Source organism: Sphingomonas sp. (genome assembly GCF_030145815.1).
Classification (GTDB): Bacteria; Pseudomonadota; Alphaproteobacteria; order Sphingomonadales; family Sphingomonadaceae; genus Sphingomonas.
Map to the genome: position 1 here is coordinate 88,592 of NZ_JAIXHL010000002.1, position 26,984 is coordinate 115,575.

At 67.0% G+C, this 26,984-nt stretch carries 27 protein-coding genes; 9 read left to right on the forward strand and 18 right to left on the reverse strand.

All coding sequences use genetic code 11. The features are described 5' to 3' along the window. Positions 1-5 precede the first annotated feature (5 nt). The 7 genes from KYX69_RS02085 to KYX69_RS02115 all read left to right on the forward strand — a co-directional run bounded on the left by KYX69_RS02085 (position 6) and on the right by KYX69_RS02115 (position 8,869). Positions 6-686: a FliH/SctL family protein gene (locus KYX69_RS02085; protein ID WP_300493121.1), complete on the forward strand. Its 681-nt coding sequence runs from the start codon at positions 6-8 to the stop codon at positions 684-686. Positions 687-997: 311 nt separating this feature from the next. Then, entirely contained in the window at positions 998-2,614 is a 1,617-nt protein-coding gene (gene fliF, locus KYX69_RS02090) for a flagellar basal-body MS-ring/collar protein FliF (RefSeq protein ID WP_300493124.1), read from the forward strand. Between the two features lie 11 nt (positions 2,615-2,625). Then, on the forward strand, positions 2,626-2,985 hold the full coding sequence (gene fliN / locus KYX69_RS02095; protein WP_300493127.1) for a flagellar motor switch protein FliN: 360 nt from the start codon (positions 2,626-2,628) through the stop codon (positions 2,983-2,985). Positions 2,986-2,987: 2 nt separating this feature from the next. Then, a complete protein-coding gene (locus tag KYX69_RS02100) occupies positions 2,988-4,274 on the forward strand; it encodes a sigma 54-interacting transcriptional regulator (RefSeq protein ID WP_300493129.1) in 1,287 nt (428 codons plus the stop codon). A gap of 15 nt (positions 4,275-4,289) precedes the next feature. Then, entirely contained in the window at positions 4,290-6,371 is a 2,082-nt protein-coding gene (flhA, locus tag KYX69_RS02105; RefSeq protein ID WP_300493132.1) for a flagellar biosynthesis protein FlhA, read from the forward strand. 3 nt (positions 6,372-6,374) lie between these two features. Continuing rightward, positions 6,375-8,201 carry a flagellar hook-length control protein FliK gene (locus KYX69_RS02110; protein WP_300493135.1) on the forward strand — a complete coding sequence of 609 codons (1,827 nt, stop codon included), beginning with the start codon at positions 6,375-6,377 and terminating at the stop codon, positions 8,199-8,201. Between the two features lie 11 nt (positions 8,202-8,212). Next, entirely contained in the window at positions 8,213-8,869 is a 657-nt protein-coding gene (locus tag KYX69_RS02115; RefSeq protein WP_300493137.1) for a flagellar hook capping FlgD N-terminal domain-containing protein, read from the forward strand. Positions 8,870-8,873: 4 nt separating this feature from the next. Here the strand turns inward: KYX69_RS02115 and mmsB are convergent, their stop codons facing one another. The 4 genes from mmsB to KYX69_RS02135 form a co-directional block, all read right to left on the reverse strand. Next, positions 8,874-9,761 (reverse strand): 3-hydroxyisobutyrate dehydrogenase, encoded by an 888-nt coding sequence (mmsB, locus tag KYX69_RS02120; protein ID WP_367280171.1) that lies wholly within the window; start codon positions 9,759-9,761, stop codon positions 8,874-8,876. 90 nt (positions 9,762-9,851) lie between these two features. After that, positions 9,852-10,628 carry an enoyl-CoA hydratase gene (locus tag KYX69_RS02125; RefSeq protein ID WP_300493139.1) on the reverse strand — a complete coding sequence of 259 codons (777 nt, stop codon included), beginning with the start codon at positions 10,626-10,628 and terminating at the stop codon, positions 9,852-9,854. A 155-nt stretch (positions 10,629-10,783) separates the two neighbouring features. Beyond that, complete coding sequence (locus KYX69_RS02130) at positions 10,784-11,827, reverse strand: enoyl-CoA hydratase/isomerase family protein (protein ID WP_300493142.1); 1,044 nt, start codon at positions 11,825-11,827, stop codon at positions 10,784-10,786. Beyond that, positions 11,824-12,969, reverse strand: a complete 1,146-nt coding sequence (locus tag KYX69_RS02135) for an acyl-CoA dehydrogenase family protein (RefSeq protein WP_300493144.1) — start codon at positions 12,967-12,969, stop codon at positions 11,824-11,826. Before KYX69_RS02135 ends, KYX69_RS02130 begins: the two co-directional genes overlap by 4 nt. 79 nt (positions 12,970-13,048) lie before the next feature. Between KYX69_RS02135 and KYX69_RS02140 the strand changes: the two genes are divergently transcribed. After that, positions 13,049-13,246 (forward strand): hypothetical protein, encoded by a 198-nt coding sequence (locus tag KYX69_RS02140; protein ID WP_300493146.1) that lies wholly within the window; start codon positions 13,049-13,051, stop codon positions 13,244-13,246. Positions 13,247-13,254: 8 nt separating this feature from the next. On the opposite strand, the gene KYX69_RS02145 is transcribed toward KYX69_RS02140, so the two are convergent. The 8 genes from KYX69_RS02145 to KYX69_RS02180 form a co-directional block, all read right to left on the reverse strand. Further along, entirely contained in the window at positions 13,255-13,731 is a 477-nt protein-coding gene (locus tag KYX69_RS02145) for a hypothetical protein (RefSeq protein WP_300493148.1), read from the reverse strand. Between the two features lie 5 nt (positions 13,732-13,736). Further along, positions 13,737-14,663 (reverse strand): polysaccharide deacetylase family protein, encoded by a 927-nt coding sequence (locus KYX69_RS02150; protein WP_300493151.1) that lies wholly within the window; start codon positions 14,661-14,663, stop codon positions 13,737-13,739. Continuing rightward, complete coding sequence (locus KYX69_RS02155) at positions 14,660-15,625, reverse strand: polysaccharide deacetylase family protein (RefSeq protein ID WP_300493154.1); 966 nt, start codon at positions 15,623-15,625, stop codon at positions 14,660-14,662. Before KYX69_RS02155 ends, KYX69_RS02150 begins: the two co-directional genes overlap by 4 nt. Positions 15,626-15,700: 75 nt before the next feature. Beyond that, entirely contained in the window at positions 15,701-17,215 is a 1,515-nt protein-coding gene (locus KYX69_RS02160) for a CoA-acylating methylmalonate-semialdehyde dehydrogenase (RefSeq protein ID WP_300493157.1), read from the reverse strand. Positions 17,216-17,285: 70 nt separating this feature from the next. Beyond that, on the reverse strand, positions 17,286-18,542 hold the full coding sequence (locus KYX69_RS02165; RefSeq protein ID WP_300493160.1) for an adenosylmethionine--8-amino-7-oxononanoate transaminase: 1,257 nt from the start codon (positions 18,540-18,542) through the stop codon (positions 17,286-17,288). Continuing rightward, positions 18,539-19,141 carry a dethiobiotin synthase gene (gene bioD, locus KYX69_RS02170; RefSeq protein WP_300493163.1) on the reverse strand — a complete coding sequence of 201 codons (603 nt, stop codon included), beginning with the start codon at positions 19,139-19,141 and terminating at the stop codon, positions 18,539-18,541. The genes KYX69_RS02165 and bioD overlap by 4 nt, the downstream gene beginning before the upstream one ends. Further along, positions 19,138-20,247 carry an 8-amino-7-oxononanoate synthase gene (locus tag KYX69_RS02175; RefSeq protein ID WP_300493165.1) on the reverse strand — a complete coding sequence of 370 codons (1,110 nt, stop codon included), beginning with the start codon at positions 20,245-20,247 and terminating at the stop codon, positions 19,138-19,140. Before KYX69_RS02175 ends, bioD begins: the two co-directional genes overlap by 4 nt. Further along, the gene (locus KYX69_RS02180; RefSeq protein WP_300493168.1) at positions 20,244-21,080 is read right to left on the reverse strand and encodes a CoA ester lyase; all 837 of its coding nucleotides are present in this window, start codon (positions 21,078-21,080) and stop codon (positions 20,244-20,246) included. The genes KYX69_RS02175 and KYX69_RS02180 overlap by 4 nt, the downstream gene beginning before the upstream one ends. A gap of 98 nt (positions 21,081-21,178) precedes the next feature. Between KYX69_RS02180 and KYX69_RS02185 the strand changes: the two genes are divergently transcribed. Beyond that, positions 21,179-21,391: a hypothetical protein gene (locus KYX69_RS02185; protein ID WP_300493171.1), complete on the forward strand. Its 213-nt coding sequence runs from the start codon at positions 21,179-21,181 to the stop codon at positions 21,389-21,391. 54 nt (positions 21,392-21,445) lie between these two features. Here the strand turns inward: KYX69_RS02185 and KYX69_RS02190 are convergent, their stop codons facing one another. The 6 genes from KYX69_RS02190 to cyoB are packed head-to-tail and all read right to left on the reverse strand — an operon-like array spanning position 21,446 to position 26,978. Next, positions 21,446-21,976 (reverse strand): response regulator transcription factor, encoded by a 531-nt coding sequence (locus KYX69_RS02190; RefSeq protein ID WP_300493173.1) that lies wholly within the window; start codon positions 21,974-21,976, stop codon positions 21,446-21,448. Further along, positions 21,973-23,271, reverse strand: a complete 1,299-nt coding sequence (locus KYX69_RS02195) for an ATP-binding protein (protein WP_367280172.1) — start codon at positions 23,269-23,271, stop codon at positions 21,973-21,975. The genes KYX69_RS02190 and KYX69_RS02195 overlap by 4 nt, the downstream gene beginning before the upstream one ends. After that, complete coding sequence (locus tag KYX69_RS02200) at positions 23,268-23,981, reverse strand: SURF1 family protein (protein ID WP_300493175.1); 714 nt, start codon at positions 23,979-23,981, stop codon at positions 23,268-23,270. Before KYX69_RS02200 ends, KYX69_RS02195 begins: the two co-directional genes overlap by 4 nt. Continuing rightward, a complete protein-coding gene (cyoD, locus tag KYX69_RS02205; protein WP_300493178.1) occupies positions 23,978-24,340 on the reverse strand; it encodes a cytochrome o ubiquinol oxidase subunit IV in 363 nt (120 codons plus the stop codon). The genes KYX69_RS02200 and cyoD overlap by 4 nt, the downstream gene beginning before the upstream one ends. Next, positions 24,340-24,963 carry a cytochrome o ubiquinol oxidase subunit III gene (gene cyoC / locus KYX69_RS02210; RefSeq protein ID WP_300493180.1) on the reverse strand — a complete coding sequence of 208 codons (624 nt, stop codon included), beginning with the start codon at positions 24,961-24,963 and terminating at the stop codon, positions 24,340-24,342. The genes cyoD and cyoC overlap by 1 nt, the downstream gene beginning before the upstream one ends. Next, on the reverse strand, positions 24,960-26,978 hold the full coding sequence (cyoB, locus tag KYX69_RS02215; RefSeq protein ID WP_300493183.1) for a cytochrome o ubiquinol oxidase subunit I: 2,019 nt from the start codon (positions 26,976-26,978) through the stop codon (positions 24,960-24,962). Before cyoB ends, cyoC begins: the two co-directional genes overlap by 4 nt. Positions 26,979-26,984: the final 6 nt, after the last annotated feature.

Here is a 26,984-nt window from a genome sequence, read left to right on the forward strand (position 1 = left end):
GGCCGATGGACCTTTCGTTCAGCACCAAGCCGTTCGGCTTCGACCGCGTGTTCACCGCGCCAAAAGCCGCGCGCACCGTCGAGCACGACGACACCATCTCGCTCGTCATCAAGATCGAAGCGCTCGAGGACGAGCTGGCGCATCTGCGCAAGATGCAGAATGAGGAGCTGGCGCGCGCGCGTGCCGACGCGTTTCAGGCCGGGCTCGACGCCGCGCGCTCGGATCGCGAGACCGCACTGCTCGCCGCGATGGACGCACTGCACTCCGAGGTCGAGGGCATGGTCGAGGACCGCGCCGGCTTCCGCGCCGACACCGCGCGCGAGGCGGCCGAGCTGGTGCTCGCCGTCGCCCAGCATCTGGCCGGCCACCCGCTGCTCGCCTCCCCCGCGCAAGCAATCGACGACGCGATCAGTCGCGCTTTGTCACAGGTCGCACGCGGCACCGAACTGATCGTGCGGGTCCATCCCGACATGGCCGAGCAGATCGAGGAGCGGATCGCGACGCGTCAGGCCAATGACCGCCGCCGCCTGAACCTCCACGTCACCCACGACCCCTCGCTCGCCAGCGGCGATGCACGGATCGAGTGGGACGAGGGCGGTCTGACGCTGGATCGTGCACTGCGCGAGGAAGCGGTGCTACGCGAACTCAACAATCTTTTTCCGGTCGACGACGGTCCAGCCAAATGATCCTCTATTAATAGCGTGTCGGACGGCCCGGCTCCCCTGCCCGGCCCCCTCCGCAAATCGGCGCCCCCGGACTCCCCCGTCCGGGGGCGCTTTTGGTTTTACGATCCAGCAGCTGGATCGGTGCGGCACCGGCCCGCTCCCCTAACCCGGCCACCCATAGGATGCTGTCGCTGGATGTCCGGGTGGGAGAGCGGTCCGGTGCCGTAGAACTCCACTCGGCAATTTTTTCCCACCGGCAAAACCTGCCGTCGGCGCGGCATCTATAATTGACCTGAGGAACAGGCAGTTCCGGTTGGTTGATAGGGTGCCGCTTGGAGCAGGTTAAAGGGCTGATCGCGCAATTGGGGGCCAAAAGGCTCATCATCATGGGCGGCGTCGCGGCATTGATCATGGCGGCGCTGGCGATGGTCGCGCTGCGTGGCGAGAACACCACCATGGGGTTCCTCTACACCGATCTCGACCCGTCGGCCGCCGCGGCAATCTCCGAAAAGCTCAAGTCGCAGAACGTCCCCTTTGAACTGTCCGCCGACGGCACCGCCGTGATGGCGCCCGTCGACAAGCTCGCCGAGCTGCGCATGGCGATGGCGGGCGAGAAACTGGGCGGCAAGATCGGTTATGAGGTACTGGACGAGGAACAGCCGTTCGGCGTCTCCGCCAGCCGCGCCAAGATGAACGAGACGCGCGCGATCGAGGGCGAACTGGTCCGATCGATCCAGAGCCTCGACGCCGTGTCGGGCGCGCGCGTCCATATCGTGATGCCCGAACGCGCGATGTTCGCTGCCGAGGCACGCCCCGCGACCGCATCGGTCACAGTCAAGACCAAGGGCCGCCTGCCGGCCGAGACGATCCAGGCGATCCGCTACCTCGTCTCGTCCGCAGTCCCCGAATTGTCGCCCGAATCCGTGTCGATCGTCGATCAGTCGGGCGCGTTGCTCGCGCGCGCCGGCGAACAGGGCGCGGCGGGCGGCGGCAGCATCGACGAACGCCAGGCGCAGATCGAGGCGAAGATGCGCGAAGAGATCATCGCGCTGCTCGAGCCGATCGTCGGCCAGGGCAAGGTCCGCGCCGAGGTCGCCGCGCAGATCGATCGCGATGCGACGCGCGAAGAATCCAACGTCTATGACCCCGACAAGCAGGTCATTGCGCGCCAGGTGACGGTCGAAAGCGACGACCAGAGCAACGAGAATAGCGGCGAACAGGCCGCGACCGTCGGCAACCAGCTGCCCGAAGCGCAGCAGCAGCCGGTCGGTGCCAATGGCGGAGACCGGCGGCAACAGGCACGCAAGGAAACGTCGGAAGACGTCACCTATGCCAACAGCGCCACCCGCAGCGTGGTGACGCGCGAACCGGGCAAGCTCACCCGTCTGTCGGTCGCGGTGACCGTCGATGGTGGCGCGCAGGGCCTGCCCGAAGCGCGCAAGCAGCAGCTGACCCGACTGGTGGAAAATGCCGTCGGCATCGATACCGAACGCGGTGACAGCGTGGTGGTCGAAAGCCTGGCCTTCGCGACCCCGGCGGAACCCGCCGACGCGCAGGCCGCCTGGTACAGCTTCTTCACTTCGGATCAGGTCGTCGGCCTGCTCAAGATCCTGCTGGTGGGCGTCATTGGCCTGATCGTGCTGCGCATGCTCCGCTCGCGCGCCAACAAGGAAGCCGAGGGCGAAGCCGGTCCGCCAATGCTGCCCAGCGATCAGAATGCCGAAATGCTGGCGATCGCGCAGCAGGCGGCAGAGGGCGACCCGGCAGCACTCAAGCAACTGGAATCGATGCAGGGAAACGGGTCGAACGTCCCGCTGCTCGACCATGATGTCCAGCTCAACAATGTCGATGGCCAGATCAAGGCGTCGCATCTGCGCAAGGTCGGCGACATGGTCGCCAGCAACGCGCCCGAAGCGACTGCCGTGATCCGCCAGTGGATGAACGCATGATGGAGACCCCGATGTCCGAACCCGGCGAACCGATCGAGAGCCACGAAAGCGGCGCGATGATCGAGACCGACGCGCCGCCGTCGTTCGAGGAATTCGCCACGGATGGCCCCGCAGCCGATACCGGCCCCGCCGGATCGCTGTCCGCCGTCAACGAGGTGCCGGTGCGCGTCCAGGCCGTACTCGGCCGCGCCCGCGTGCCGGTCGGCGAGCTGATCCGGATGAAGTCGGGCATGGTGCTGGAACTCGACCGCCGCGTCGGCGAGCCGGTCGACGTCTATGTCAACAACCGGCTGGTGGCGCGCGGCGAAGTGATGCTGGTCGACCATGCGCTTGGCGTCACGCTCACCGAAATCGTGCGCCAGGACGGCTGATCATGCAGCTTCGCCTGATGATCGTCGGTGCCAGCAGCGGCCCCTTTGGCGAGGCTGCGCGCATGGCGCAAAGCCTGGGCGCCGAGGTCAAGATCGCCGAAACGCCGACGGCCGCACTCGAACATCTGCGTGAGGTTGGCGCGGGGCTGGTGATGATCGACGTCGACAGCGACGTGCCGGGATTCATGCGCGCGCTGATCGCCGAACGCTTTGCCGTGCCGGTACTCGCCTGTGGCATCGACGCTCCTGCCGAGCGCGCGGTCGCCGCGATCCGTGCCGGCGCGCGCGACTATATCCCCCTGCCCCCCGATCGCGAGCTGATCGCCGCCGCGATCGCGCAGATGGCGCAGGCCGATTTCGCACCGATGGTGGGTGAAGATCCCGCCTGGCTGCGCGCGCTCGACTTCGCCCGCGCCATGGCCCCGGCGCATGCCCCGATCCTGATCAGCGGCGAGCGCGGCACCGGCAAGGAACGCGTCGCGCACGCCACCCACGCCGCGTCGGGCCGCTCCGGCTTCGTCACGATCGAATGCACCGGCGTCGCGCCGGAAGTGCTGCACTCCGAACTGTTCGGCCATGCCGCCGGTGCGTTCGAGGGCGCGCTGGCCAGCCGTCGCGGCGCCTTCGTCACTGCCAGCGGCGGGACGCTGTTCCTGCGCGACATCGACCGCCTGCCCGCCGCGCTCCAGCTCGACGTGCTCAAGGCAATGTCGGCGCCGGGCGCGCCCAACGTGATCGCGAGCACGCGCCGCGACCTGTCCGTCCTGGTCGACGCAGGGCAGTTCCGCAGCGACCTGCTCGCCCGCTTCGCACTGGCAACAGTGGCGCTGCCCCCGCTGCGCGCGCGCGGCGGCGACATCCGCCTGCTCGCGGCGACCTTTGCCGCGCGCTTCGCGGCGATGCAGTGCCTGCCGAGCCCGCTGATCGATCCGGCGACCGAAACGCTGCTGACCAGCTATGAGTGGCCGGGCAATGTCGCCGAACTGCAGGATGCGATGCACCGCGCGGTGCTGCTGTCGCCAGATGGCTATATCGGGCCGGAGGCGATCGTGCTGGCCGACGGGTCCCGGCTCGCGCCGCCCGCCCCGGTCGCGGGCAAGCCGGTCATCGCCTCGCTCGTCGGTCAGACGGTCGAAGAAGTCGAACGCCAGCTGATCCTGGAAACGCTGGAGCGGTGCCAGGGCAATCGTACCTCGGCCTCGCAGATCCTGGGCATTTCGGTCCGCACGATGCGCAACAAGCTCAAGGCCTTTGTCGAGGCCGGTATCGCCGTCGTTCCGGCAACCTGACGCGGAAATCACTCGATGAACGGACTCAACGGCTTCCTCTCCCGCCTCGGCAATGGTCGCGACATCGCGCTCGCGATCGGCGTGCTGGCGATCATCGGCACGCTCGTCCTGCCGATGCCCGGCTGGATGCTCGACCTGGGCCTCGTCCTGTCGATCACCCTGTCGGTGATGATCCTGATGACCGCCCTGTTCATCGAAAAGCCGCTGCAGCTGTCGGCATTCCCGACGATCCTGCTGATCGCGACGATGCTGCGCCTCGGCCTCAACATCGCCTCGACCCGCCTGATCCTGGCGCATGGCCATGAAGGCGCGCATGCCGCGGGCGGCGTGATTGCGGCGTTCGGCGAGTTCCTGATCGGCGGCGAGCCGGTGATCGGCATCACCATCTTCGCGATCCTGATCGTCATCAACTTCGTCGTCATCACCAAGGGTGCGGGCCGCATCGCCGAAGTCGCCGCACGCTTCAGCCTCGACGCCATGCCCGGCAAGCAGATGGCGATCGACGCCGACCTGTCGGCCGGCATGATCACCGAGGAACAGGCGCGCAGCCGCCGTCAGGAAGTGGAGGCCGAAAGCGGCTTCTTCGGCGCGATGGACGGTGCGTCCAAGTTCGTGAAGGGCGACGCGATCGCCGCGCTGCTGATCACCGCGATCAACGTGATCGTCGGCCTGATCATCGGCGTCGCCGTCCATGGCGTTCCGTTCGGCGAGGCGTTCCACAGCTACACGCTGCTGACCGTCGGCGAAGGGCTGGTCAGCCAGGTCCCGGCGCTGGTGATCTCGATCGCCGCCGGCCTGATGGTGTCGAAGGGCACGCAGGCGGGCAAGACCGGCGCGGCGCTGGGCGAACAGCTTGGCCGCTATCCGCAGGCGTTCGGCATGTCCGCCGTGCTGCTCGGCGCGCTGGCGCTGATGCCGGGCCTGCCGTTCCTGCCGTTCGCGATGTTCGCCGCGGGCACCGGCTATGCCGGCTGGTATCTCGCCAAGAAGACCAAGGAACGCGCCGCCCTCGCCGAGCGCATCGCGCAGGTCGAGGAGGCCGAAGCCGCCGCAGTGGTCGAGGAGCCGATCTCGCGCACGCTCGCGATCGACGCGGTGCGGATCGAGATCGGCTATGGCCTGTTGCCCATCATCAACGATGCCGCGCGCGAACCGCGCCTCGACGATCAGGTTCGCGCACTGCGCCGCCAGATGGCGACCGAGTACGGCTTCGTCCTCCCCTCGGTCCGCATCATCGACAATATGGGGCTGCAGGCGAACCAATATGTCATCTACATCAAGGAGACTGAGGCGGCGCGCGCCGACATTCGCCTCGATCGCCTCCTCGTCATCAACCCCGGCGACGGCCCCGCGGGCATTCCGGGCGAGCCGACGCGCGAGCCGGTGTTCAACCTGCCCGCTTTGTGGATCGACCGCGAACTGCGCGAGGAAGCGGGCTTCCGCGGTCTGACCGTGGTTGATGCCGGCACGATCATCACCACGCACCTGACCGAACTGGTCAAGGACAATATCGCCGACATGCTGAGCTACACCGAGGTGCAGAAGCTGTTGAACGAGGTGCATACCGACTCGTCCAAGCTGGTGGCGGAAATCATCCCGTCGCGCATCTCGATCTCGGGGGTGCAGCGCATCCTGCAGAACCTGCTGGGCGAAGGCGTGTCGATCCGCGATGTGCCGACGATCCTGGAGGGGATCGCCGAAGCCGCGCCGATCACGACCAACCTGACCCAAATCACCGAACATGTCCGCGCGCGCCTCGCCCGGCAGATTTCGGCGACCCAGTCGCGCGAGGGGGCGATCCCGATCGTCACCCTCTCGCCCGAATGGGACGCCGCTTTTGCCGAGAACATCATGGGCCAGGGCGACGAGCGCCACCTCGCCATGGCGCCATCGCAGCTGCAGGGCTTTATCGCCGCCGTGCGCGATACCTATGACCGGATGGCGAGCAGCGGCGAAATCCCGTGCCTCCTCACCAATCCGACGATCCGCCCCTTCGTGCGCAGCGTGATCGAGCGGGTGCGCCCGGCGACCGTGGTGCTGTCGCAGAACGAAATCCACGCCCGCGCCCGCGTGCGCGCGCTCGGCACGATTGGTTAAGCCATGCGACCGGACGGCACCCCGCACCTCTATGAAACGCCTATGGTGCCGAACCTTCTGCCCTTTTCCGCCGCCGTAACGACTGGCAGCGGACCGACCCCGACGCTTGGCGGGACGCCCTTGGCAGATACCGGCTTTGCCGCAATGGTGGCGCCGGAAGCCTTCCCGACGATGCAGGAGCCGCTCGGCAAGGGCGTTGCGGTGCTGCCGCTGACTGCCCCGCGACTGCTCGGCCTCAACGACGGCGTCGGCGTCGCGCCGATCGATGTCGCGCTGCCGGAGTTGGTCGAGATCGGCGATCCGCTGGCGGTGCCGGTCGTGCCGGTCGTCGAGGCCGCGCCGGTGGCACCCCAACCGATGCCGGCTGCAGCGAATGACGGCGACACGCCCGCGCTGCCAGCCGCACCGATCGTCAAGGCAACCGAGCCCGCCCCCGCGCCCGAAGGTGGCAGCGTGACGGTGACCGACGGGCCGGACAAGGCCGTGCTTTCGGTTCTGCCCCCTGCGTTCGACGCGGAAAGCGGCACGCAGGCACCGCAGGCTCCGGCCCCGATCACCAAGCCTGCACCGGCGCCTGCTGGCGTCGGTGGCACGGTCACCACGGTGGATCGCCCCGACAAATCGGCCCTGCCCCAGCCGCCGACCCTGCCCGACGCACCCGCCGTGCCGGTCGCGAAGCCGGTCGCACCCGCGCCGGTCGCCGGCCCTCAGGATGGCAGCGTCACCATCGTCGAGCCGGTGAAGAAATCGGCAATCCCGACACCCACCGGTCCGAAGACGCGCGCGCTGCCCGAAGACGGCGGCGTGACGGTGACGGATGGTCCGGACAAGGGTGTCGTCGCTCCGATCCTCGAAGCCCCGCTCGAAACCGCGCCGGTCGCCACGGCACTGATTACGGTACCCGTCACGGCAAGCCCGGTCGCGGAAGCGGTGGCGCAATCCGATGTTCCCGCCGAACCGAACCAGGCTCAGCCGCAGATCCCGGTGATCGCAGCCGTGACTGCGGCCCCGGGCGCCCCGGTGGTCGTGACCGCCCCGGCGGAAGCACCCGCTCCGCCACAAACTGAGACCGAGGCGCCCGCCGCCGCTGCCCCGGTCGCGCTGCGCGTGGTCGAACCTGCCCCCGCTGAGATCGCGAGCGACGCGCCCGCCGATGATGGCGCGTTCGACACGCTCGTCACCGCCAAGAGCGACGCCGAGACCGATGCGCTGAAGACCACCAGCGACACCGGCGGCGATGCGATGAACCGCGACGGCAACCGCCAGTCGACGCCGCAGCCAGCTGCACCGGCTCCGGCAGCGGCTCATGCAGCAGCGGCGACGCTTCCCGCCTTCGATCCGCTCGCAGCTGCCACCGCTCATGGCGCGACGCACACGGCTGATCCCGCCGCCACCGAACACCGCGCCCGCGCGAGTGCGATCGGTGAGGATGTCGGCATCGCCATCGTCCGCCACGCCGATAGCGGATCGGGTGACGTGCTCGTGATCCGGCTCGACCCCGCCGAACTCGGCAAGATCGAGGTGCGGCTGCGCATGGACGAAGCGCGGCAGCTGAGCGCCGAGGTCACCGCCGATCAACCCGCGACGCTCGACCTGCTGCGCCGCGACTCCGACAACCTCACCCGTGCGCTCAACGATGCCGGCTTCCGCGCCGACGATCAGAGCCTGCGCTTCGACAGCCGTAGCTTTGGCCAGAGCGACCAGCAGGCCCAGCAGGGCCGCCGCATCGCCAGCCGCGCCTATCTGAACGATGGCGATGTCGCCAACGCTCAGTCCACCCCCACCCCCGTCCAGGTCCGCAGCTCGGGCCGGGTCGATCTCGTCGCCTGAAGGAGCCGATCATGGCCGTCGACGCCGCCTCCGCCGCCACTGCCGCGACCAACACCAATTCGACCAACGCGCTGGGCAAGCTCGCCACCGACGCGACGATGTTCCTGCGCCTGCTGACGACGCAGATGCAGAATCAGGACCCGCTCGATCCGATGGATACGTCGGAATATACCCAGCAGCTCGTCCAGTTCTCGCAGGTCGAACAGTCGATCCAGCAGAACGCCTCACTCAAGTCGATCCTGACCGCGCTGACGTCCGACAATCTGGTCGGGGCGGCGTCGGTGGTCGGCAAGGTCGCGAGCTTTGGCAGCGACCAGGCGGGCCTGACCGCGACCAGCCCGGCGCAATGGACCTATGCCACCAGCCGCCCGGCGGAGTCGGTGGTCGCGACGATCAAGAACGCATCGGGTGCCACCGTCCATACGGTCACCCTGACCGGGTCGGAAGGCGAACTGGTCTGGGACGGCACGCTGGACAATGGCACGCGCGCGCCCGACGGTGCCTATACCCTGGAAATCGCAGCGAAGGACACGACCGGCGCGAGCGTACCGGTGTCGATCTCTGCGCGCGGCCTGGTCAAGGAAGTCGCACAGGACGCGTCGGGCATGACGTTCCAGGTCAACGGCGTCTTCTACAATTCGGCGACGCTGATCCGCCTGACGCAGTAAAGCGTCAGGCCTCCCGCGCCTCCAGCATCTTGATGATGCCGGAGAAGTCCATGCCGGCATGGCCTTCGTCGGCGAACTTGCCGTAAAGCTCGGCGGCGCGCGCGCCCATCGGCGTGTCGGCGTGAACGGTTTCCGCCGCCTCCATCGCCAGCTTCAGATCCTTGAGCATCAGCCCGACTGCGAAGCCGCCCTGATAGTCGTTGTCGGCGGGGGATTTGGGGCCGACGCCGGGCAGCGGCGCATAGCTGGTCATCGACCAGCTCTGCCCCGACGAGACCGAGCTGATGTCGTAGAAGGTCTGCGGATCGAGCCCGAGCTTGCGCGCGAGCAGGAAGGCCTCACAGGTCGCGACCATGGTCGCGCCGAGCAGCATGTTGTTGCAGATCTTCGCCGCCTGCCCCGCGCCATTGCCGCCGGCATGGATCACCGCCTTGCCCATGTCGGACAGGAACAGCTCGGCACGTTCGAACGCGGCGTCGCTGCCGCCGACCATGAAGGTGAGCGTGCCGCCCGCCGCCGCCGCGATGCCGCCGGAGACGGGGGCGTCGACCGCCATCAGCCCCTTGGTCGCCGCCGCATCGGCAACGCGGCGCGCGGTATCGACGTCGATGGTCGAGCAATCGATCAGGATCGCGCCGGTATCCGCCGCGCCGAACACGCTGTCGGCATAGACCTGTTCGACATGCTTGCCGGCGGGGAGCATGGTGATGACGGCCTCCGCCCCCTGCGCCGCTTCCGCCGCGCTGGCGACGGGCAGGCAACCGGCAGCCTTGGCGCGGGCCAGCGCCTCTTCACTGAGATCATAGGCGCGCACGTCATGCCCCGCCTTCGCCAGGTTCGCGGCCATGCCGCCGCCCATATTGCCGAGACCGATAAATCCTACGCGGGCCATTGCGGCGCTCCTCTCATTTTCCGTCACCCCAGCGAAAGCTGGGGTCTTCTGCCGCACGAGACCCCAGCTTCTGCTGGGGTGACGGCAAGGCTATTTACCCGTCCAGTTCCCCGGACGCTTCTCGACAAACGCGGCCATGCCTTCCTTCTGGTCGGCGCTGCCGAACAGGCCGTGAAACAGCCGGCGCTCAAACTGAACGCCCTGCGCCAGCCCGGTTTCAAACGCAGCGTTGACCATTTCCTTGTTCGCCAGCACTGCCAGCGGGGCCATCGATGCGATCGTCGCGGCGGTCTTGAGCGCTTCGTCGAGCAGTTCGGCGGCGGGAACGATGCGGCTGACAAGGCCGGCGCGCTCCGCCTCCTCCGCGCCCATCATGCGGCCGGTGAGGCACATTTCCATCGCCTTGGCCTTGCCCACCGCGCGGGTCAGGCGCTGCGATCCGCCCATGCCGGGGGCGACCGCGAGCTTGATCTCCGGCTGGCCGAATTTGGCGGTGTCGGCGGCGAGGATGAAGTCGCACATCATCGCCAGCTCGCACCCGCCGCCCAGAGCGAAGCCCGAGACGGCGGCGATGATCGGCTTGCGCGTGCGGGTGAACTGGTCCCAGCCGGCGAAGAAGTTGTGGCCGTACATGTCGGCGAAACCCTGCGCCTGCATCTCCTTGATGTCGGCCCCGGCCGCGAACGCCTTCTCGCTGCCGGTGAGCACCGCGCAGCCCTGTGACGGGTCGGCGTCGAATGCGGTCATGGCGGCAAGGAGTTCGGACAGGACTTCGCTGTTGAGCGCGTTGAGCGCCTGCGGGCGGTTGAGCGTCACCAGCGTGACGGCACCGCGCTGTTCGACGAGGATGGTGTTGTAATTGCTCACGAAACGCTCCGGAAGTTTACACTAGCTTTACACTGTCGCCGATGTTTGGCGGTTCAGACTGTTCGGTTCGATTCACGGCGATCGCACGCGCCCGCCACGGCAGCCGCGTTCGCACAATGTTCTGCCACGAACGCCATGTTGTAGGAAAGCCCCAATCACGCCGGGTTCCATGCCGCATCCTCGGGCAGCGGGGCGAAGATCTGGTCGATCAGATGGTCGCTCACCCCATCTGGCGTGGCGGGATCCCAGCGCGGGTGGTTGTCCTTGTCGATGATCAGCGCGCGCACGCCTTCGATGAAGTCGTGGCGCTGCACGACGCGGGTGGCGACGGCATATTCCTGCCGCATCTCGTCCTCGAAGGTCGGCATCGTCGCGCCATCGAGGAGGAGTTTAAGGCTGACCTTCATCGATTGCGGGGATTTGCCCGCGATATCGGCGCGCTGCTGCATCGCCCATTCGCCCGGATCGGCTTCGAGCGCGGCGATGATGTCTTCGAGGCGATCGCTGGCGAACAGGCGATCGATGGCGTCGCGGAGGGCGAGGATGCCGGCCTCGGGCGTCGGCGTGGCGAGATCGGTCAGCACCGCTTCGATGGCCTGCGGATCGGCGAGGATGCGCGCCTTGGCATCGTCGAGCCGGTCCGCCGCCAGATAGTGGGTGGCCAGGCCGAGCGCTACGCACTCCGCCCCATCGAGCCGGTGGCCGGTGACCGCGAGATACTGGCCGATACGACCCGGCAAGCGCGAGAGATACCAGCCGCCGCCGACGTCCGGGAACAGGCCGATGCCGGTTTCGGGCATCGCGAACTTGGTATTCTCGGTCGCGACGCGGTAGCGCGCGGGCTGGCTGAGGCCGACGCCGCCGCCCATCGTGATGCCGTCCATGAACGCAACGATCGGCTTGGCGCAGGTGAACAGCGCGTGGTTCATCTGATATTCGACGCGGAAGAAGTCCCGCGCCGCCGCGCCATCGTCCGCGCCGCTGGTGGCGAGCATGCGGATGTCGCCGCCGGCGCAGAAGCCGCGACCCTCGGCATGGTCGATCATCACCGCTTCGATCGCAGTGTCGCTGCGCCACGCAGTCAGCGCGTCGAGGATCGCGGCGCACATATCGGTGTTGAGCGCATGGATCGCCTTGGGCCGGTTGAGCCGGATGCGGCCGACCTTGCCCTCGACGGAGATCAGGACGTCTTCACTCATTGCCGCACCAGTTCCCGGCCGACGATCATCCGCATCACCTGATTGGTCCCTTCCAGAATCGAATGGACGCGCAGGTCGCGCCAGAAGCGTTCGATCGGGTAATCCATCAGATAGCCATAGCCGCCATGCAGCTGGAGCGCGCGGTCGACCACCGACGAACCGGTGTCGGTGGCGAAGCGCTTGGCCATCGCGGCGAACTTGGTCTTGTCGGGGGCGTTGGCTGTGACCTTGGCGGCGGCGAGGTAGAGCAAGGCGCGTGCCGCCTCGAGCTCGGTCGCCATGTCGGCGAGCATGAACTGGGTGTTCTGGAACTCGGCCACGGCGGTGCCGAACTGCTTGCGGTCTTTTGTATAGACAATTGCCTCGTCGAGGCACCGCTGCGCCCCGCCGAGCGAACAGGCGCCGATGTTGAGGCGGCCGCCGTCGAGGCCCATCATCGCGATGCGGAAGCCCTCGCCTTCGCCGCCGATCATGTTTTCGACCGGCACGCGGACATTGTCGAACATCACCTGCCGCGTCGGCTGCGCGTGCCAGCCGAGCTTGCGCTCGTTCGCGCCGAAGCTGACGCCCGGCATGTCCTTTTCGATGGCGAGGCAGGAAATGCCCTTGGGGCCATCCACGCCGGTGCGGACCATGGTGACGTACAGCTCATTCTCACCCGCGCCGGAGATGAACTGCTTGGACCCGTTGACGATGAAGTGATCGCCGTCCCGCTTCGCCGTGGTCTTGAGCGCGGCGGCGTCGGAGCCGGAGGACGGCTCGGTCAGGCAATAGCTGGCCAGCCAGTCGGCGGTGACGAGCTGCGGGAGATATTTGTCCTTCACCCCCTGCGACCCGAAGCGGTCGATCATCCATGCGGCCATGTTGTGGATCGAGATAAACGCGCTGGTCGCGGGGCAGCCATAGGCCATCGCCTCCATGATCAGCGCGGCTTCGAGCCGCCCGAGGCCGATCCCGCCGCTTTCCTCGCTGACATAGATCGCGCCGAAGCCGAGTTCGGCGGCGGCCTTCACCGTCTCACGCGGGAAGATGTGCTTCTCGTCCCACTCCGCCGCATGCGGGGTGATCGCGTCGGCGGTGAAGCGCTGCGCCATCTCCTGAATCGCGCGCTGGTCGTCGGTGAGGTCGAATTGCTGGTCCATCATTCTCTCTGTCTGATCCTGTCGGAGGAACGCCGCGCCGCGACGTGCAATCCGGGTGGCATCAATCGGGGGTCGTCACATGAAACTTCGTCTGCTGCTCGTCGCGCCGCTGCTGCTCGCCGCCGCCTGCACCTCGGCAGAGGGGCTCAATACTTTTGCCGCTGGCGTGTGCGAACAAAGCGCGACCTGCACCGTGCGCGACCAGACGCCGCGCTACGGATCGCCGCAGCAGCGCGCGGTCGAGGATGTGATGCGCGGGCGGCAGGAGCCGATGTAAGTCGATACTCACGCAGTTTCCCTCGCTGATGTGCTGCGAGGCTTTCCAAGCCACTCGGGCTTCAGAACCGAAATTAGGCCGAGGACACATCCTGAAGCCAACGCAGCCATCCAGAGGTAAAAGCCGGCATCAAAGCGTTCGATCGGATACGGCGTCGGAGCAGTCCCGTTTATCCAAGAATCCCGAAACAGATTTTTGAAGAAGATTGACGAAACAGCCAACATAAGCATCCAAGAAACCTTAGGATAACCTTCCTCGTCCCAGATTATCAACATCAAGAAAATCAATGCGGGATTAGCAACCCAATCATATTCCGCCATCAATATTCCCATCCATCCCCCGACGAGGACGAACAGACCGGGGCCTATAACTTGCTGCTCACCCCCGCCGACGTGAGCGACATCGAAACAAAGGGAAAGAGCCCAGAGCAGCCCGACAACGGTGACCAGTAGCCGCCGCCCTCGCTTACCCAGATCATGCTTCAAAAGGGTCACTCCGCCTCCCCCAGCACCCGCCGTGCAAACAGGGGGTTGGCGATGCGCAGGTCGTTGCGGTCGTACCAGCGTGGTGCGGGGAGACCCTTTTCCCATGCCAGCGCTTCGATCAGCGTGCCCTGCGCAAACGGCGTGTCGGGGGCGGCGTCGCGGAGCGGGTCGGCATAGGCCTCGTCAGCGGTGATGATGGTCCAGCCCCTGGCCTTCAGCGCCTTGACCAGATCGCCGATGAACAAGGCGGCGATGTCGGTTTCGTGGAGCAGCATGACGTGGGCGGGGGAGCGGCCCAGCGTTTTGACCGCGAGTGCGTCGTAGAACTCCGCCGCCTCGACATGGCTTTCGACATAGAGGTCGCGCAGCGCCTTCATGTCGATCGGCTTGCCGGCCTGTTTCGCGGCGATGGTCAGGCTTTCGATGTTCCAGTCCGAGGATTCCGCGGTGACATAGCCGTTGATCAGCCCGCGCGCCTTCAGCCCAGCGCGGATCGCATCGCGCTTGACCTTGTCCTTGCCGCCCTCGTCGAGGAACGGAAAGCGGAACCACGGGCGGTAGCCGGGGCGCGGCTTGAGCCAGGCTTCGGCGCGGTCGAGATCGGCGAGATAGGTGTCGGCGTCGGTGTTGCCGAGCTTGGGGTGCGACCAGCTATGGTTGGCGAGGACATGGCCCGCCTTCACATAACGGTCGAGATTGGCGATGCCGTCGCCATGGCCGGGCTGGCCGATATTGCCGGGGTTCACGAAGAAGACCGCCTGTTTGACGCCTGCGCGCTTCAACGCGGCGGTCAGCTTCTTCGCGCGGTCGTCGGGGTCGAGGAACGCCCCCGCCCCGCGCGGCGCGTCGTCGAAGCTGAGCGCGATCCGCTTCTGCGCTGCTGCGGGCAGCGCGAGCAGCAGGCAGGCGAGCAGGGCCGCGACGATCCTCACTGGATGCTCGCCCCTTGCATCACCCGCTCCTCGAACAGGCGGTCGGCGACCGGGCCGTCGGTGCGGTCGTACCAGCGCGATCCTTCCAGCCCCTTTTCCCAGGCGAGCATCTGGATGCGGGTGCCGTTGGCGAAATCGACCTGCGGCGTGCGGCGGGCGATCGGGTCGTCGAACGCTTCGTCGGCGGTGACGATGGTCCAGCCGGCCTTGCGCAGCGCCGCGACCATATCGGGCAGGAACAGCGCGGCGAGGTCGGTTTCGTGGAGCAGCAGCACCTGTGCCGGGTGGCGACCGGTGGCGCGGAGCGCGAGGGCGTCGGCGAACTCGGCCGCGCCGACATGGGTTTCGACATAGAGGTCGCGCAGCCGCGCCATGTCGATCGTCCGCCCTGCCCGCTTCGCCTCGATCGTCAGCCGCTCCATGTTCCAGTCATAGCCATCGGCGGTGACATAGCCGTTGATGAGGCCGCGCGCGGTGAGGCCGTCGCGCACCGCCTGCGCCTTTGCGGCATCGCTCCCGCCCTCGTCGAGGAAGGGGAAGCGGAACCATGGGCGATAGGTCGGGCGGCCGCGCAGCCACGCCTGCGACTGGTCGATATCCGCGAGGTAGAACGCCGCGCTGACCCGCGACAGGCCGGGATGGGTGCAGGTGTGATCGGCGAGGACGTGGCCCGCAGTTTCATAGGCGCGGACCAAAGCGCCATCGCGCTCGCTCTGGATCCTACACGGGTTGATGAAGAACGCGGCTTGCCGCACGCCCGCCGCCCCCAGCGCCGCAATCAGCCGTGGTCCGCGCTCCTCCAACGTCAGGAACGCCCCGGCCCCGCGCGGGGTGTCGTCGAAGGTGATGGCGATGCGCTTGTCCACGCGTTCAGGCTCGTTCGCCGACAGCGCCAGCGGCGCGGCCCACGCGATGCAGGTCAGCGCCGCGACCGCCACCATGATTCGAAACAGCCAGACCATCGCGCATCCCCTGCTGCGTGCAGGAGATGGTTAGCACGGACTTAAGCGATTCTCGAACGCGGTGACGCATCCGCATCATCCCATGGTGGGAATGACGAAGGCATTGGCGGCGTCGCCGACCCCGCCGTCCGGCCAACGCTGGGTGACCGTTTTCACCTTGGTGAAGAACTTGACCCCCTCCATGCCGTGCTGGTTGGTGTCGCCGAACGCGCTGCGCTTCCACCCGCCGAAGGTGTGGTACGCGACCGGCACCGGGATCGGCACGTTGATGCCGACCATGCCGACATTGACGCGCGCGGCGAATTCGCGCGCAGCGTGGCCGTTGCGGGTGAAGATCGCGACGCCATTGCCGTACTGATGGTCGCTCGGCAGGCGCAGTGCCTCCTCGAAGCTGTCGGCGCGGACCATCTGGAGGACCGGGCCGAAAATCTCTTCCTGATAGCTGCGCATCTGCGGGGTGACGCGGTCGAACAGGGTCGGGCCGACGAAGAAGCCGTCTTCATGCCCCTGCAGCGTGAAGCCGCGCCCGTCGACGACCAGCTCGCCGCCCTCATCGACGCCCATCTGGATGTAGCTTTCGATCTTTGCCTTGTGCGCGGCGGTGACGACAGGGCCGTAATGCGCGTCGGCATCGGTCGAGACGCCGACGCGCAGCCCCTGGATCGCGGGCAACAGCTTCTCGCGCAGCGCGATCGCGGTCTTCTCGCCCACCGGCACGACGACCGGGAGCGCCATGCAGCGCTCACCCGCTGATCCGAAGGCGGCACCGGCGAGGTCGTTGACGACCTGATCGAGGTCCGCGTCGGGCATGACGATGCCGTGATTTTTCGCGCCGCCCATCGCCTGAACGCGCTTCCCCGCCTCGACCCCGCGGCGATAGACATAATGCGCGATGTCGGACGAACCGACGAAGCTGACCGCCTTGATCTCCGGATGGTCGAGGATCGCGTCGACCATCTCCTTGTCGCCCTGCACGACCTGAAGCACGCCGTCGGGCAGGCCGGCTTCCTGCATCAGTTCGGCGAGGCGCACCGGGACGCTCGGGTCCCGCTCGCTGGGCTTCAAAATGAAGGCGTTGCCGCAGGCGATGGCGACGCCGAACATCCACATCGGGATCATCGCCGGGAAGTTGAACGGCGTGATGCCCGCGACGACGCCGAGCGGCTGGCGCATCGAATAGACGTCGATGCCGGGGCCGGCGCCCTGGGTATATTCGCCCTTGAGCACATGCGGGATGCCGCAGGCGAATTCGATGACTTCGAGGCCGCGCTGGATATCGCCCTTCGAATCCGCAATCACCTTGCCATGTTCGGAGCTGAGCAGATGCGCCAGTTCGTCCATATGCTTCTCGACCAGCGCCTTGAACGCGAACATCACGCGCGCTCGGCGCTGCGGGTTGGTCGCGGCCCATGCGCCCTGCGCGGCCAGCGCCTTCTGCATCGCGGCTTCGAGATCGGCCGGGCTGCCCAGCGTCACCTGCGCCTGTACCGCGCCGCTATTGGGGTCGAACACGTCCGACCGGCGCGTGCCGGTGCCGGCGGTTGCCGCGCCGCCGATGAAATGGGTGATCTTGCGAACTGCCGTCGCCATGATGCCTCTCCTTGTTGCCGCGCTCATGCACCCGCAACACCGCCGCGAGCAACCCAGAAAGTTTCAATCGTTACCGGTTCGCGACCAATGCAATCGCTTCGTCGATCACGGCATAGACCCGTGCCAGGTCATCGTCGGTGATGCTGTAGGGCGGCATCACATAGACCGTGTTCCCCAGCGGTCGCAGCAGCACGTCACGCTCGCGGAAGAACGCCATCAAATGCGGGCCGAGCGCAGACATATAGCTGCCCGTGCGATCCTCCAGCTCCATCGCGACGATCGTGCCGATCTGACGGAGGTTGGACACTTTGTCGCGCAGCGGCGCACTGAGGTCGGTCTGGCGCAGAACCAGCCGGTCGATGCGTTCCAGCACAGGCTCGTCGCGCCAGATCGCGAGATTGGCGACCGCCGCCGCACAGGCGATCGGGTTGGCGGTGTAGCTGGACGAATGGAAGAACATCCGCGACCGGTCCTCGGACAGATGCGACGCGAAGATCTCCTCGGTCGCCAGCGTCACCGCCAACGGAAGCGAACCGCCGGTCAGCCCCTTCGACAGGCACAATAAGTCCGGCACGATCTGCGCCCATTCGCACGCGAGCAGCGCGCCGGTGCGGCCCCATCCGGTCATCACCTCATCCGCGATGAACAACACGCCATGCGCGGCGCAAATGTCGCGCATCGCGCGCAGCACGCCGGGCAGGTAGATGCGCATGCCCCCCGCCCCAAGAATCATCGGCTCGACGATCAGCGCGGCGGGTGGCGGCGATTGTGCGCAATATTGTTCGAGCGCCGCCATCGTCTGCGCCTCCTTCCCGCGCTCCGGGAAGGGGATGACGTCGACGTCGAACAGCAGCGGCGCGTAGCTCTTGTTGAACACGCCGCGCGCGCCGACCGACATGCCGCCGATCGTGTCGCCGTGATAGCTGCCCTCCATCACGATGATCCGGCTGCGATCCTCGCCGCGATTGGCGAAATGGCCGAGCGCCATCTTGAGCGCCACCTCGACACTGGTCGATCCGCTGTCGGAGAAGAAAACCCGGGTCAGCGCGGGCGGCATCATCGCGACGAGTTCGCGCGCCAGCGTTTTGGCGGGTTCATGGGTCCAGCCGGCGAAGATGAGCTGATCGAGCTTTTCAGTCTGCGCGCGGATCGCCGCCATGATGGCGGGGTGGCAATGGCCGTGCGTCGTCACCCACCAGGAGGAGATGGCATCGATCACGCGGCGGCCATCGGCGGTGTGCAGGATTGCGCCCTCGGCATGCGTGACCAGCGGCACCGGCTCGTTCAGGCCATGCTGGGTGAAGGGGTGCCAGACGGGCGACGTCATGCGATCGGCCCGAGATCAAGCTGCGCCGCCGCCGCGCGGAGGCTGTCCGGGGTCAGCGGGTCGAGGCGCGGCAGGCGGCCGAGCGAGGCGACGCGACCCATGGCGCAGATCGTCGCCTGGCTATCCGGGACTTCATCGCCCGAGAACAGGATACCCGCGACGGTCACGCCACGCGCGCGCAGCACTTCGATCGTCATCAGGCTGTGGTTGATCGTGCCGAGTGCGGTCCGCGCGACGATCACCACCGGCAGCCCCCAGCGCGCGAATAGATCGGCGTAGAGCAGGTCGCGGGTCAGCGGCACCAGCGCGCCCCCCGCCCCCTCGACCACCAGCCGCCCGGCGGGCGGGGTGAGGCGCGCGGGGTCGATCGTGACGCCATCGATCTCCGCCGCGCGGTGCGGGGAACAGGGGGTTTCAAGGAAATAGGCTTCGGGCAGGGTTTCCACGCCTGCGAGGCGCCCGACCGCCTCCCGGTCGCTCTCCGCATCCTCGCGCCCGGCCTGGACCGGCTTCCAGTAGGTTGCGCCCAGCCGCCAGGCGAGCGCCGCGGATGCGACGGTCTTGCCCACTCCGGTATCGGTGCCGGTGACGACGATCATGCCAATGCCTCTGCCAGTGAATCAATGTCTTGCGCGGTGACGTTCAGCGTCAGCGTGATGCGCAGCCGAGCGGTGCCGGGGGCGACCGTGGGCGGGCGAATGCCGCGCACGTCGAAACCGCGCGCCTGCACCGCCGCCGCGCGCGCCATCGTCGCCGCATCGTCGCCGATGATCAGCGGCAGGATCTGCGTCCCCGTCGGCGTCACGCCATGCGGGCCGAGCACCGTTTCGGCATGGGCGATCAGCGCATGGAGCCGCGCGCGCCGCTCCGGCTCCTCCGCCACGATGCGCAGCGCCGCGCGGACTGCGCTGGCGAGCAAGGGCGATGGCGCGGTCGAAAAGATGAAGGGGCGCGCGCGGTTGATCAGGAAGTCGATCAGCACGCGGGGGCCGGTGACCAGCGCGCCCTGACAGCCCAGCGCCTTGCCGCAGGTGTGGAGTGCGACGACATTTTCCGCGCCCTCCAGCTCCTCCGCAAGTCCGCGTCCATGCGCGCCCCACACGCCGGTGGCATGCGCCTCATCGACCAGCAGCATGGCGTCATGCCGCGCCGCCACCGCCGCCAACTCGGCCACCGGAGCGCAATCGCCATCCATCGAGTAGAGCGTTTCGAACGCGATCCATGGCGTCCCCGTCCCGCCCTGCGCGCGCCAGGCGCGGATGGCGTCGTCCACTGCCTGCGGATCGTTATGCCCCGCCGCCACCGCCGGGGCGCGGGCGAGGCGCAGGCCGTCATGCATGCTGGCATGAATCATGGCGTCATGGACGATCAGGTCGCCCGGCTGCGGCAGCGTCGCGAGCAGCGCGACATTGGCGGCAAAACCGGTGGCGAAGTAAAGGCATGCTTCCGCGCCAAACAGTGCGGCGGCGTCAGCCTCCAGCGCCGCAATCTCAGGGTCGTTGCCGCGCAGCAGGCGCGAACCACCCGATCCCACTGCGACACCACGCGCAACCGCATCGGCCACGGCATCGCGCAGCCGCTGATCATTGGCGAGGCCGAGATAGTCGTTGGATGCAAAATCCAGCCCGGTGCGCGGGCTGAGCGACCGCAGCCGCCCTGCCCGCTCCAGCCGGCTCAGGTCGTCGCGGTGAAAACCTGCGGTCATGCCGCTCCCGCACGGGCGAGCAGCGCCTGCGCCTGCTTAAGGTGCGGGGCGTCGATCATATTGCCGTCGAGTTGCAACGCCCCCGCGCCCGGATTGGCGGCGAAGGCGGCAACCACCGCCTGCGCATGCGCGATCGCGGCTTCGCACGGGGTGAAGGCGGCGTTGATCACCGGCACCTGCGCCGGGTGGATCGCCATCATGCCGGTAAAGCCGTCACGCATCGCCCGCGCGCAATAGGCGGCGAGGCCGTCGAGGTTGCGGAAATCGGGATAGACCGTCTCGATCGGCGCAACCCCGGCGGCGTGCGCGCCGAACAGGGTCAGCGCGCGGATCATCTCGTATGGCGGGGTGTAGCGCCCGTCCGCCTCACGCGAGGATTGCGCGCCGATCGCGGCGGGCAGATCCTCCGCGCCCCAGGTGATGCCCGCAAGGCGCGGCGAGCAGCCGGCATAGCTGCCCAGCCCAAAGATCGCGGCGGGCGTCTCGGTCGCGATCGGCAGGATGCGCGCGGCCAAGCCAGCGAGCATCGCGTCGAGCGCGGCGACATCCTGCCCGCTCGCCGATTTGGGCAGCACGATGCCATCCGCACCGCGCGCGGCGGCAAGGTCATCCTGCGTCATGCCGCTGTCGAGCGGGTTGATGCGGACCCAGAGCGCCGGGCCGCCATGCTGCTTGGCGAGGAACGCCGCCACCGCCGCGCGCGCCTCCCCCTTGCGCTCCGGCGTCACCGAATCCTCAAGGTCGAGGATCAGCGCATCGGCACCGCTGGCCAGCGCCTTTTCCATCCGGTCGGGCCGGTCACCAGGGACGAACAACAGCGAACGCAGGCGCATCGGGGATTCCTCTCTCGTGTCCCGCGCCATGCCTTTGCCGCGCGCTGTCTGCAAGCGCAGCCCTTGCAGACATGGCACGGTAACCCTAGCCTCGACCTATGAGCGAGCAATCGAACATGCCGCCTGCCAAGCGCTGGCCTTGGTGGCTTTACGTGATGGGTGCCGCATTAGGTGCCGGCGCTTCGCGCGTGATGTCAGCATTTTGGTCCAACATGAGTGCGGCGGGCCGGGAGACATTCATAGGCATCGCTGCGATTATCATCGCAGGAATTCTCTCCTACGCTGTCTATCGCTTCATCCGTACGTGGTAGAGAAGAAGGCTCGCTAATCGCCCAATCCAAGCTGTCGCGCAGGAAACCGCCCACCTACCGCACCGGCCGTTTCTCCAGCTTCCGCGCCAGTGTGCGGCGATGCATCCCCAGCCGGCGTGCGGCTTCGGAGATGTTAAAGTCGGTCTCGACCAACGTCTGGTGGATATGTTCCCACTCGACCGTCTTGATCGATGAGGTGCGGCCATCGACCGGGGCGTCGACATCGCCGTCGACGCGGGCGAACGCGGCCTCGATATCGTCGGTGTTCGACGGCTTGGCGAGATAATGGTTTGCGCCCAGCTTGATCGCCTCGACCGCGGTCGCGATGCTGGCGAAGCCGGTGAGGACGACGATCTTCATGTCCGCATCGCTCGCCCGCAGCGTCTGCACGCACGCCAGCCCCGATGCGCCGCCGAGCTTCAAATCGACCACCGCGAAATCCGGCGCATGGTCGGTCAGCAGCGCCGCGAGCTCGTCATGGTTCGCCGCCCATAGCACGGTGTAGTCGCGCCGCTCGAACGAGCGTTTGAGCGTCCGCGCGAACGCCTCGTCATCCTCGACGATGATCAGCAGCCGGTCGCTCATCGCGGTGCCGCCATCGCCAGCGCCGCGAGCGGGAGGATGATGCGCACCCGCGCGCCGCCGTCCAGCCGGTTCTCCGCGCTCGCCTCCCCGCCCAGCTTGCGCAGGACGTTGACCAGCAGGAACAGGCCGAGCCCCCCGCCCGGCTTGCCCTTGGTCGAGCGATAGGGCTGGCCGAAGGTGGCGAGGATTTCGGGGGCGAAGCCGGTGCCGCGATCGGCGATCTCGATCACCAGCGCGTCCCCCTCGCGCAGTGCCGTGAGGGTCACGGTGCCGGGCGAGACCTCGATCGCATTGTCGATGACGTTGCCGATGACCTGGCGCAGCGCGGGGTCGGACACGATGGTGACATCCGCGCCGAAGCGGTCGTCGAAATCGAGCGTGCCGGGGAGCAGGCTGGCGCGATAGTCCGCGACGATTTCGGTCAAAAACCGGCGCACGCTCGTCACTTCGGGCGCCACGCCGCGCGCCTCGCCCGCCGACATCAGGATGCCGCTGACGATTGCCTTGCAGCGGCGGACCGCGCCGTCCATCTCGGCCAGTTCCTGCTGCAGCTCGACATCGTCCTTCAGTCGCGGCATCGCGCGCCAGTCGCCGATCGCGACCGACAGCAGCGAGAGCGGCGTGCCCAGCTCATGCGCAGCGCCCGAGGCGAGCAGGCCCATACGCACGATATGATCCTCCTCCGCCGCACGCTGGCGGACGGCGGCGAGCGCGGCGTCGTGGCTGCGCAGATTGCGGCTGATCTGGCCGATGAACACCACCAGCAGGACGGCGATCAGCACGAAACAGACGAACCCGCCGAACAGGTAGAGATTGACCGGATCGACCGGCAGATCGGCGGGCAGCACCAGGGGCGTCGGATCGAGCGACAGGATGCCGAGCGCGATCAGCGTCGCGGCGACGATGGTCCACGGGTAATGCGGCCGCAGCAGGACTGCGCCGAGCACGATGTGGAGCAGGAACAAAGCCGCGAACGGGTTGGTAATGCCGCCCGACAGGCTGAGCTGCACGGTCAGCGCGCCGACATCGAACAGCAGGGCGGCGGCCAGTGCCCCGTCGCTGAAGCGCGCGCCGCTGGCGATCAGCACATGACTGGCGATGTTGAGTGCGGCGAGCGTGGCGGTGGACATCAGCAGCTGCGTCATCGGCAGGTCGATGCCGAGCGCGAACTTGACCACGGCGACAGTAACGAGCTGTCCGCCCACCGCCAGCCAGCGCAATTGCGTGAGCAGCAGCATGTTGCGTCGCCCTGCATCCGCCGGCTGAAAGGCGGGCTCAAGGATTTGCCGGTTCACGAATCCTTGTTGGGCGCAACCGCCGCTTTGCGCAACACCAGCCAGATGGCGCCAAGCGATAGCAGCGCCAGCGCGAACCAGGTCAGCGCATAGCCCAGATGATTGTCGGAGAAGCGCAGCACGGTCAGCCCGCCACGCGGCCAGCCACCCGGATTGGGCGCGGCGTCGGCGTCGATGAAATAGGGTGCGGGGTTGCTGAGGCCCCGCGCGGCGGCGATCGCGGCGACGTCGCGCGAATACCAATTGTCCGCTGCGGGATCGTTGCTGCGCAGGAAGCCACCGCCCGGCTCGGTCACGCGGAGCAGGCCGGTGACCGTCACCTGCCCGGCCCCATTCCCCGCCGCGCGGCTGGCCGGATCGCGCCGCTCGGGGGGCACGAAGCCACGATTGACCAGCACGGTGAACCGCCCGGTGTCGAGCGGGGTCACGACCCAATAGCCGCTGCCCAGATCGCTGACCGCGCGGACCAAAGTCTCGCGATCGTGCAGGAAGCGGCCAGTCACCCGGACGCGGCGATAGGCGTCGGCCTCGGCGGTCACCGCAACGCCCGGAGCCGGGGCGGCGACCGGCCCGGCGGTGCTGCGCGTTGCGACCGCCTCGATCAGCGCATGCTTCCACGCCCACCGCTCGAGCTGCCAGATGCCCAGCGCCACGAACCCGGCCGCGAGCAACAGCAGCAGCGCCGCAGGGACGGCGCGCCGGAGCTTCACGGGACCTGCTGCTCCAGATGCTGCGGCATCATGTTGCTGTTGAGATGGTGCATGACCCACAGCGACCCGGCGAGCATGATGAAGATCACGATGACGGTGAACACGAGCGAGGTCAGCGTCCAGCCGCCTTCGGACTTGGGATTCATGTGCAGGAAGAAGATCATGTGAACGATGATCTGCACCACCGCAAAGCCCATGATGACGGCTGCCGTCACCCCCGGGCTGAGCGGCATCGTCATCACCAGCCAGAACGGGATCGCGGTCAGGATCACCGACAGGACAAAGCCGATCACATAGTCGCGCAGCGTCGCGTGCGGCAGTTCGGCAACGGCGTGGTGCTCGTCATGATGCGCGCTCATCACAGCATCCCCATCAGATAGACAAAGGTGAAGACGCCGATCCAGATGACGTCGAGGAAGTGCCAGAACATGCCGAGGCACGCGACCCGGCGCTGATTGGCGGGGATCAGGCCCGTGCGCCCGAGCTGCACCATCAGCGTCACCAGCCAGATCAGGCCGAAGGTAACGTGCAGGCCATGCGTGCCGACCAACGTGAAGAAGGCCGACAGGAACGCGCTGCGCTGCGGCGTCGCGCCCAGTTCGATCAGGTGGTGGAACTCATAGAGTTCGATCCCCAGGAACGCCGCACCGAACAGGCCGGTGACGGCCAGCCAGCCCTGGGTCGCGCGAACCTTGCCCAGCTGCATCGACAGCATCGCAAAGCCATAGGTGATCGACGAGAACAGCAGCATCGCGGTGTTGAGCGCGATCAGCTTGAGGTCGAACAGGTCCTTTGGCCCCGGACCGGCGGCGAAATTGCCGCCGAGCACTGCGTAACAGGCAAACAGGATCGCAAAGATGAGGCAGTCGCTCATCAGATAGATCCAGAAGCCCAGCATCGTGCTGTGCCCCTCGGGGTGCGGATGCTCTTCCAGCTCGTAAAAGACGGGGGGCGTATTGGGGTCTGCGGTCACGGCGGTCATGCGGCGGCTCCGGCGGCCAGCTGGCGGGTGCGCGCGTCCTCCACCGCGGCGACGGTCGCCGCCGGGATGTGGAAGTCGCGGTCATAGTTGAAGGTGTGGATGATCGCGGTCGCCAACAGCGCGACGAACGCCGCGATCACCAGCCACCAGATATGCCACACCAGCGCGAAACCGATCACCAGGCTGATGCCCGACAGGATGATCCCCGCACCGGTCGGGCGCGGCATATGGATGTCGCGGAACCCCTCGACCGGACGCGCGGCGTTGCGCTTCTTCATGTCGTACCACGCGTCGAGGTCGTGGATGCGCGGGGTGAAGGCGAAGTTGTATTCCGGCGGGGGCGAGCTGGTCGCCCATTCCAGCGTGCGACCGTTCCACGGGTCGCCATCGACCTTCAGCTCCTCGCGCTTCCAGATGCTGACCGCGAACTGGACCAGCATCGCGAAGATGCCGACCGCGATCGTCGCGGCGCCGATGCCGGCGATGATGAACCAGATCTGCAGGCTGGGATCGTCGAACACCCGCATCCGGCGCGTCACGCCCATCAGGCCGAGGATGTAGAGCGGCGCGAAGGCGAGCCAGAAGCCGACGACCCAGCACCAGAAGGATACCAGGCCCCACTTCTTGTCCAGCTTGAACCCGAACGCCTTGGGCCACCAGTAATTGATCGCCGCGAACAGGCCGAACAGCACGCCGCCGATGATCACATTGTGGAAATGCGCGATCAGGAACAGCGAGTTGTGCAGCACGAAGTCCGCCGGCGGCACCGCGAGCAGCACACCGGTCATGCCGCCAATGGTGAAGGTCAGCATGAAGGCGATCGTCCACATCATCGGCAGCTCGAACCGGATGCGCCCGCGATACATGGTGAACAGCCAGTTGAAGAGCTTCGCCCCCGTCGGGATCGAGATCACCATGGTGGTGATGCCGAAGAAGCTGTTGACGCTGGCCCCCGACCCCATGGTGAAGAAGTGGTGGAGCCACACGACGTAGGACAGGATGGTGATGACCACCGTCGCATAGACCATCGAGGTATAGCCGAAGAGCCGCTTGCCCGAGAAGGTCGAGGTGACTTCGCTGAACACGCCGAACAGGGGGAGGATCAGGATGTAGACCTCAGGATGGCCCCAGATCCAGATCAGGTTCACGTACATCATCGACGATCCGCCGAAGTCGTTCGTGAAGAAGTTGGTCCCGGCGTAGCGGTCGAGCCCGAGCAGCGCGAGCACGGCGGTCAGCACCGGGAAGCTGGCGACGATCAGGATGTTGGCGCACAGCGACGTCCAGGTGAACACTGGCATCTTCATCAGGCCCATGCCCGGCGCGCGCAGCTTCAGGATGGTGACGATCAGGTTGATGCCGGACAAGGTCGTGCCGACGCCCGCTATCTGGAGCGACCATATGTAATAATCGACGCCGACATTGGGGCTGTAGGTGATCCCCGACAGCGGCGGATAGGCGAGCCAGCCGGTCTGTGCATATTCACCGACGAACAGCGACACCATCGTCAGCGCCGCGCCCGCCGCGGTCATCCAGAAGCTGAAATTGTTGAGGAACGGGAAGCTGACGTCGCGTGCGCCGATCTGGAGCGGAACGACATAGTTCATCAGGCCCGTGATGAACGGCATCGCCACGAAGAAGATCATGATCACGCCGTGCGCGGTGAAGATCTGGTCGTAGTGGTGCGCGTTCAGATAGCCTTCGGACCCGCCGAACGCCATCGCCTGCTGCAGCCGCATCATGATCGCGTCGGCAAAGCCACGCAGGAACATGATGAGGCCCAGGACCATGTACATGATCCCGATCTTCTTGTGGTCCACGGTCGTGAACCACTCCTTCCACAAATAGCTCCACAGGCGATATTTGGTGAGCAGCGCCAGCATCGCGATGCCGCCGATCGCGACCACCGCAAAGGTGACGATCAGGATCGGTTCGTGCAGCGGGATCGAATCGAGCGACAGGCGACCGAAAATCGGATCGACCGACGGGGCGGGATGCGCAATGGGATCGGACACGGGCTT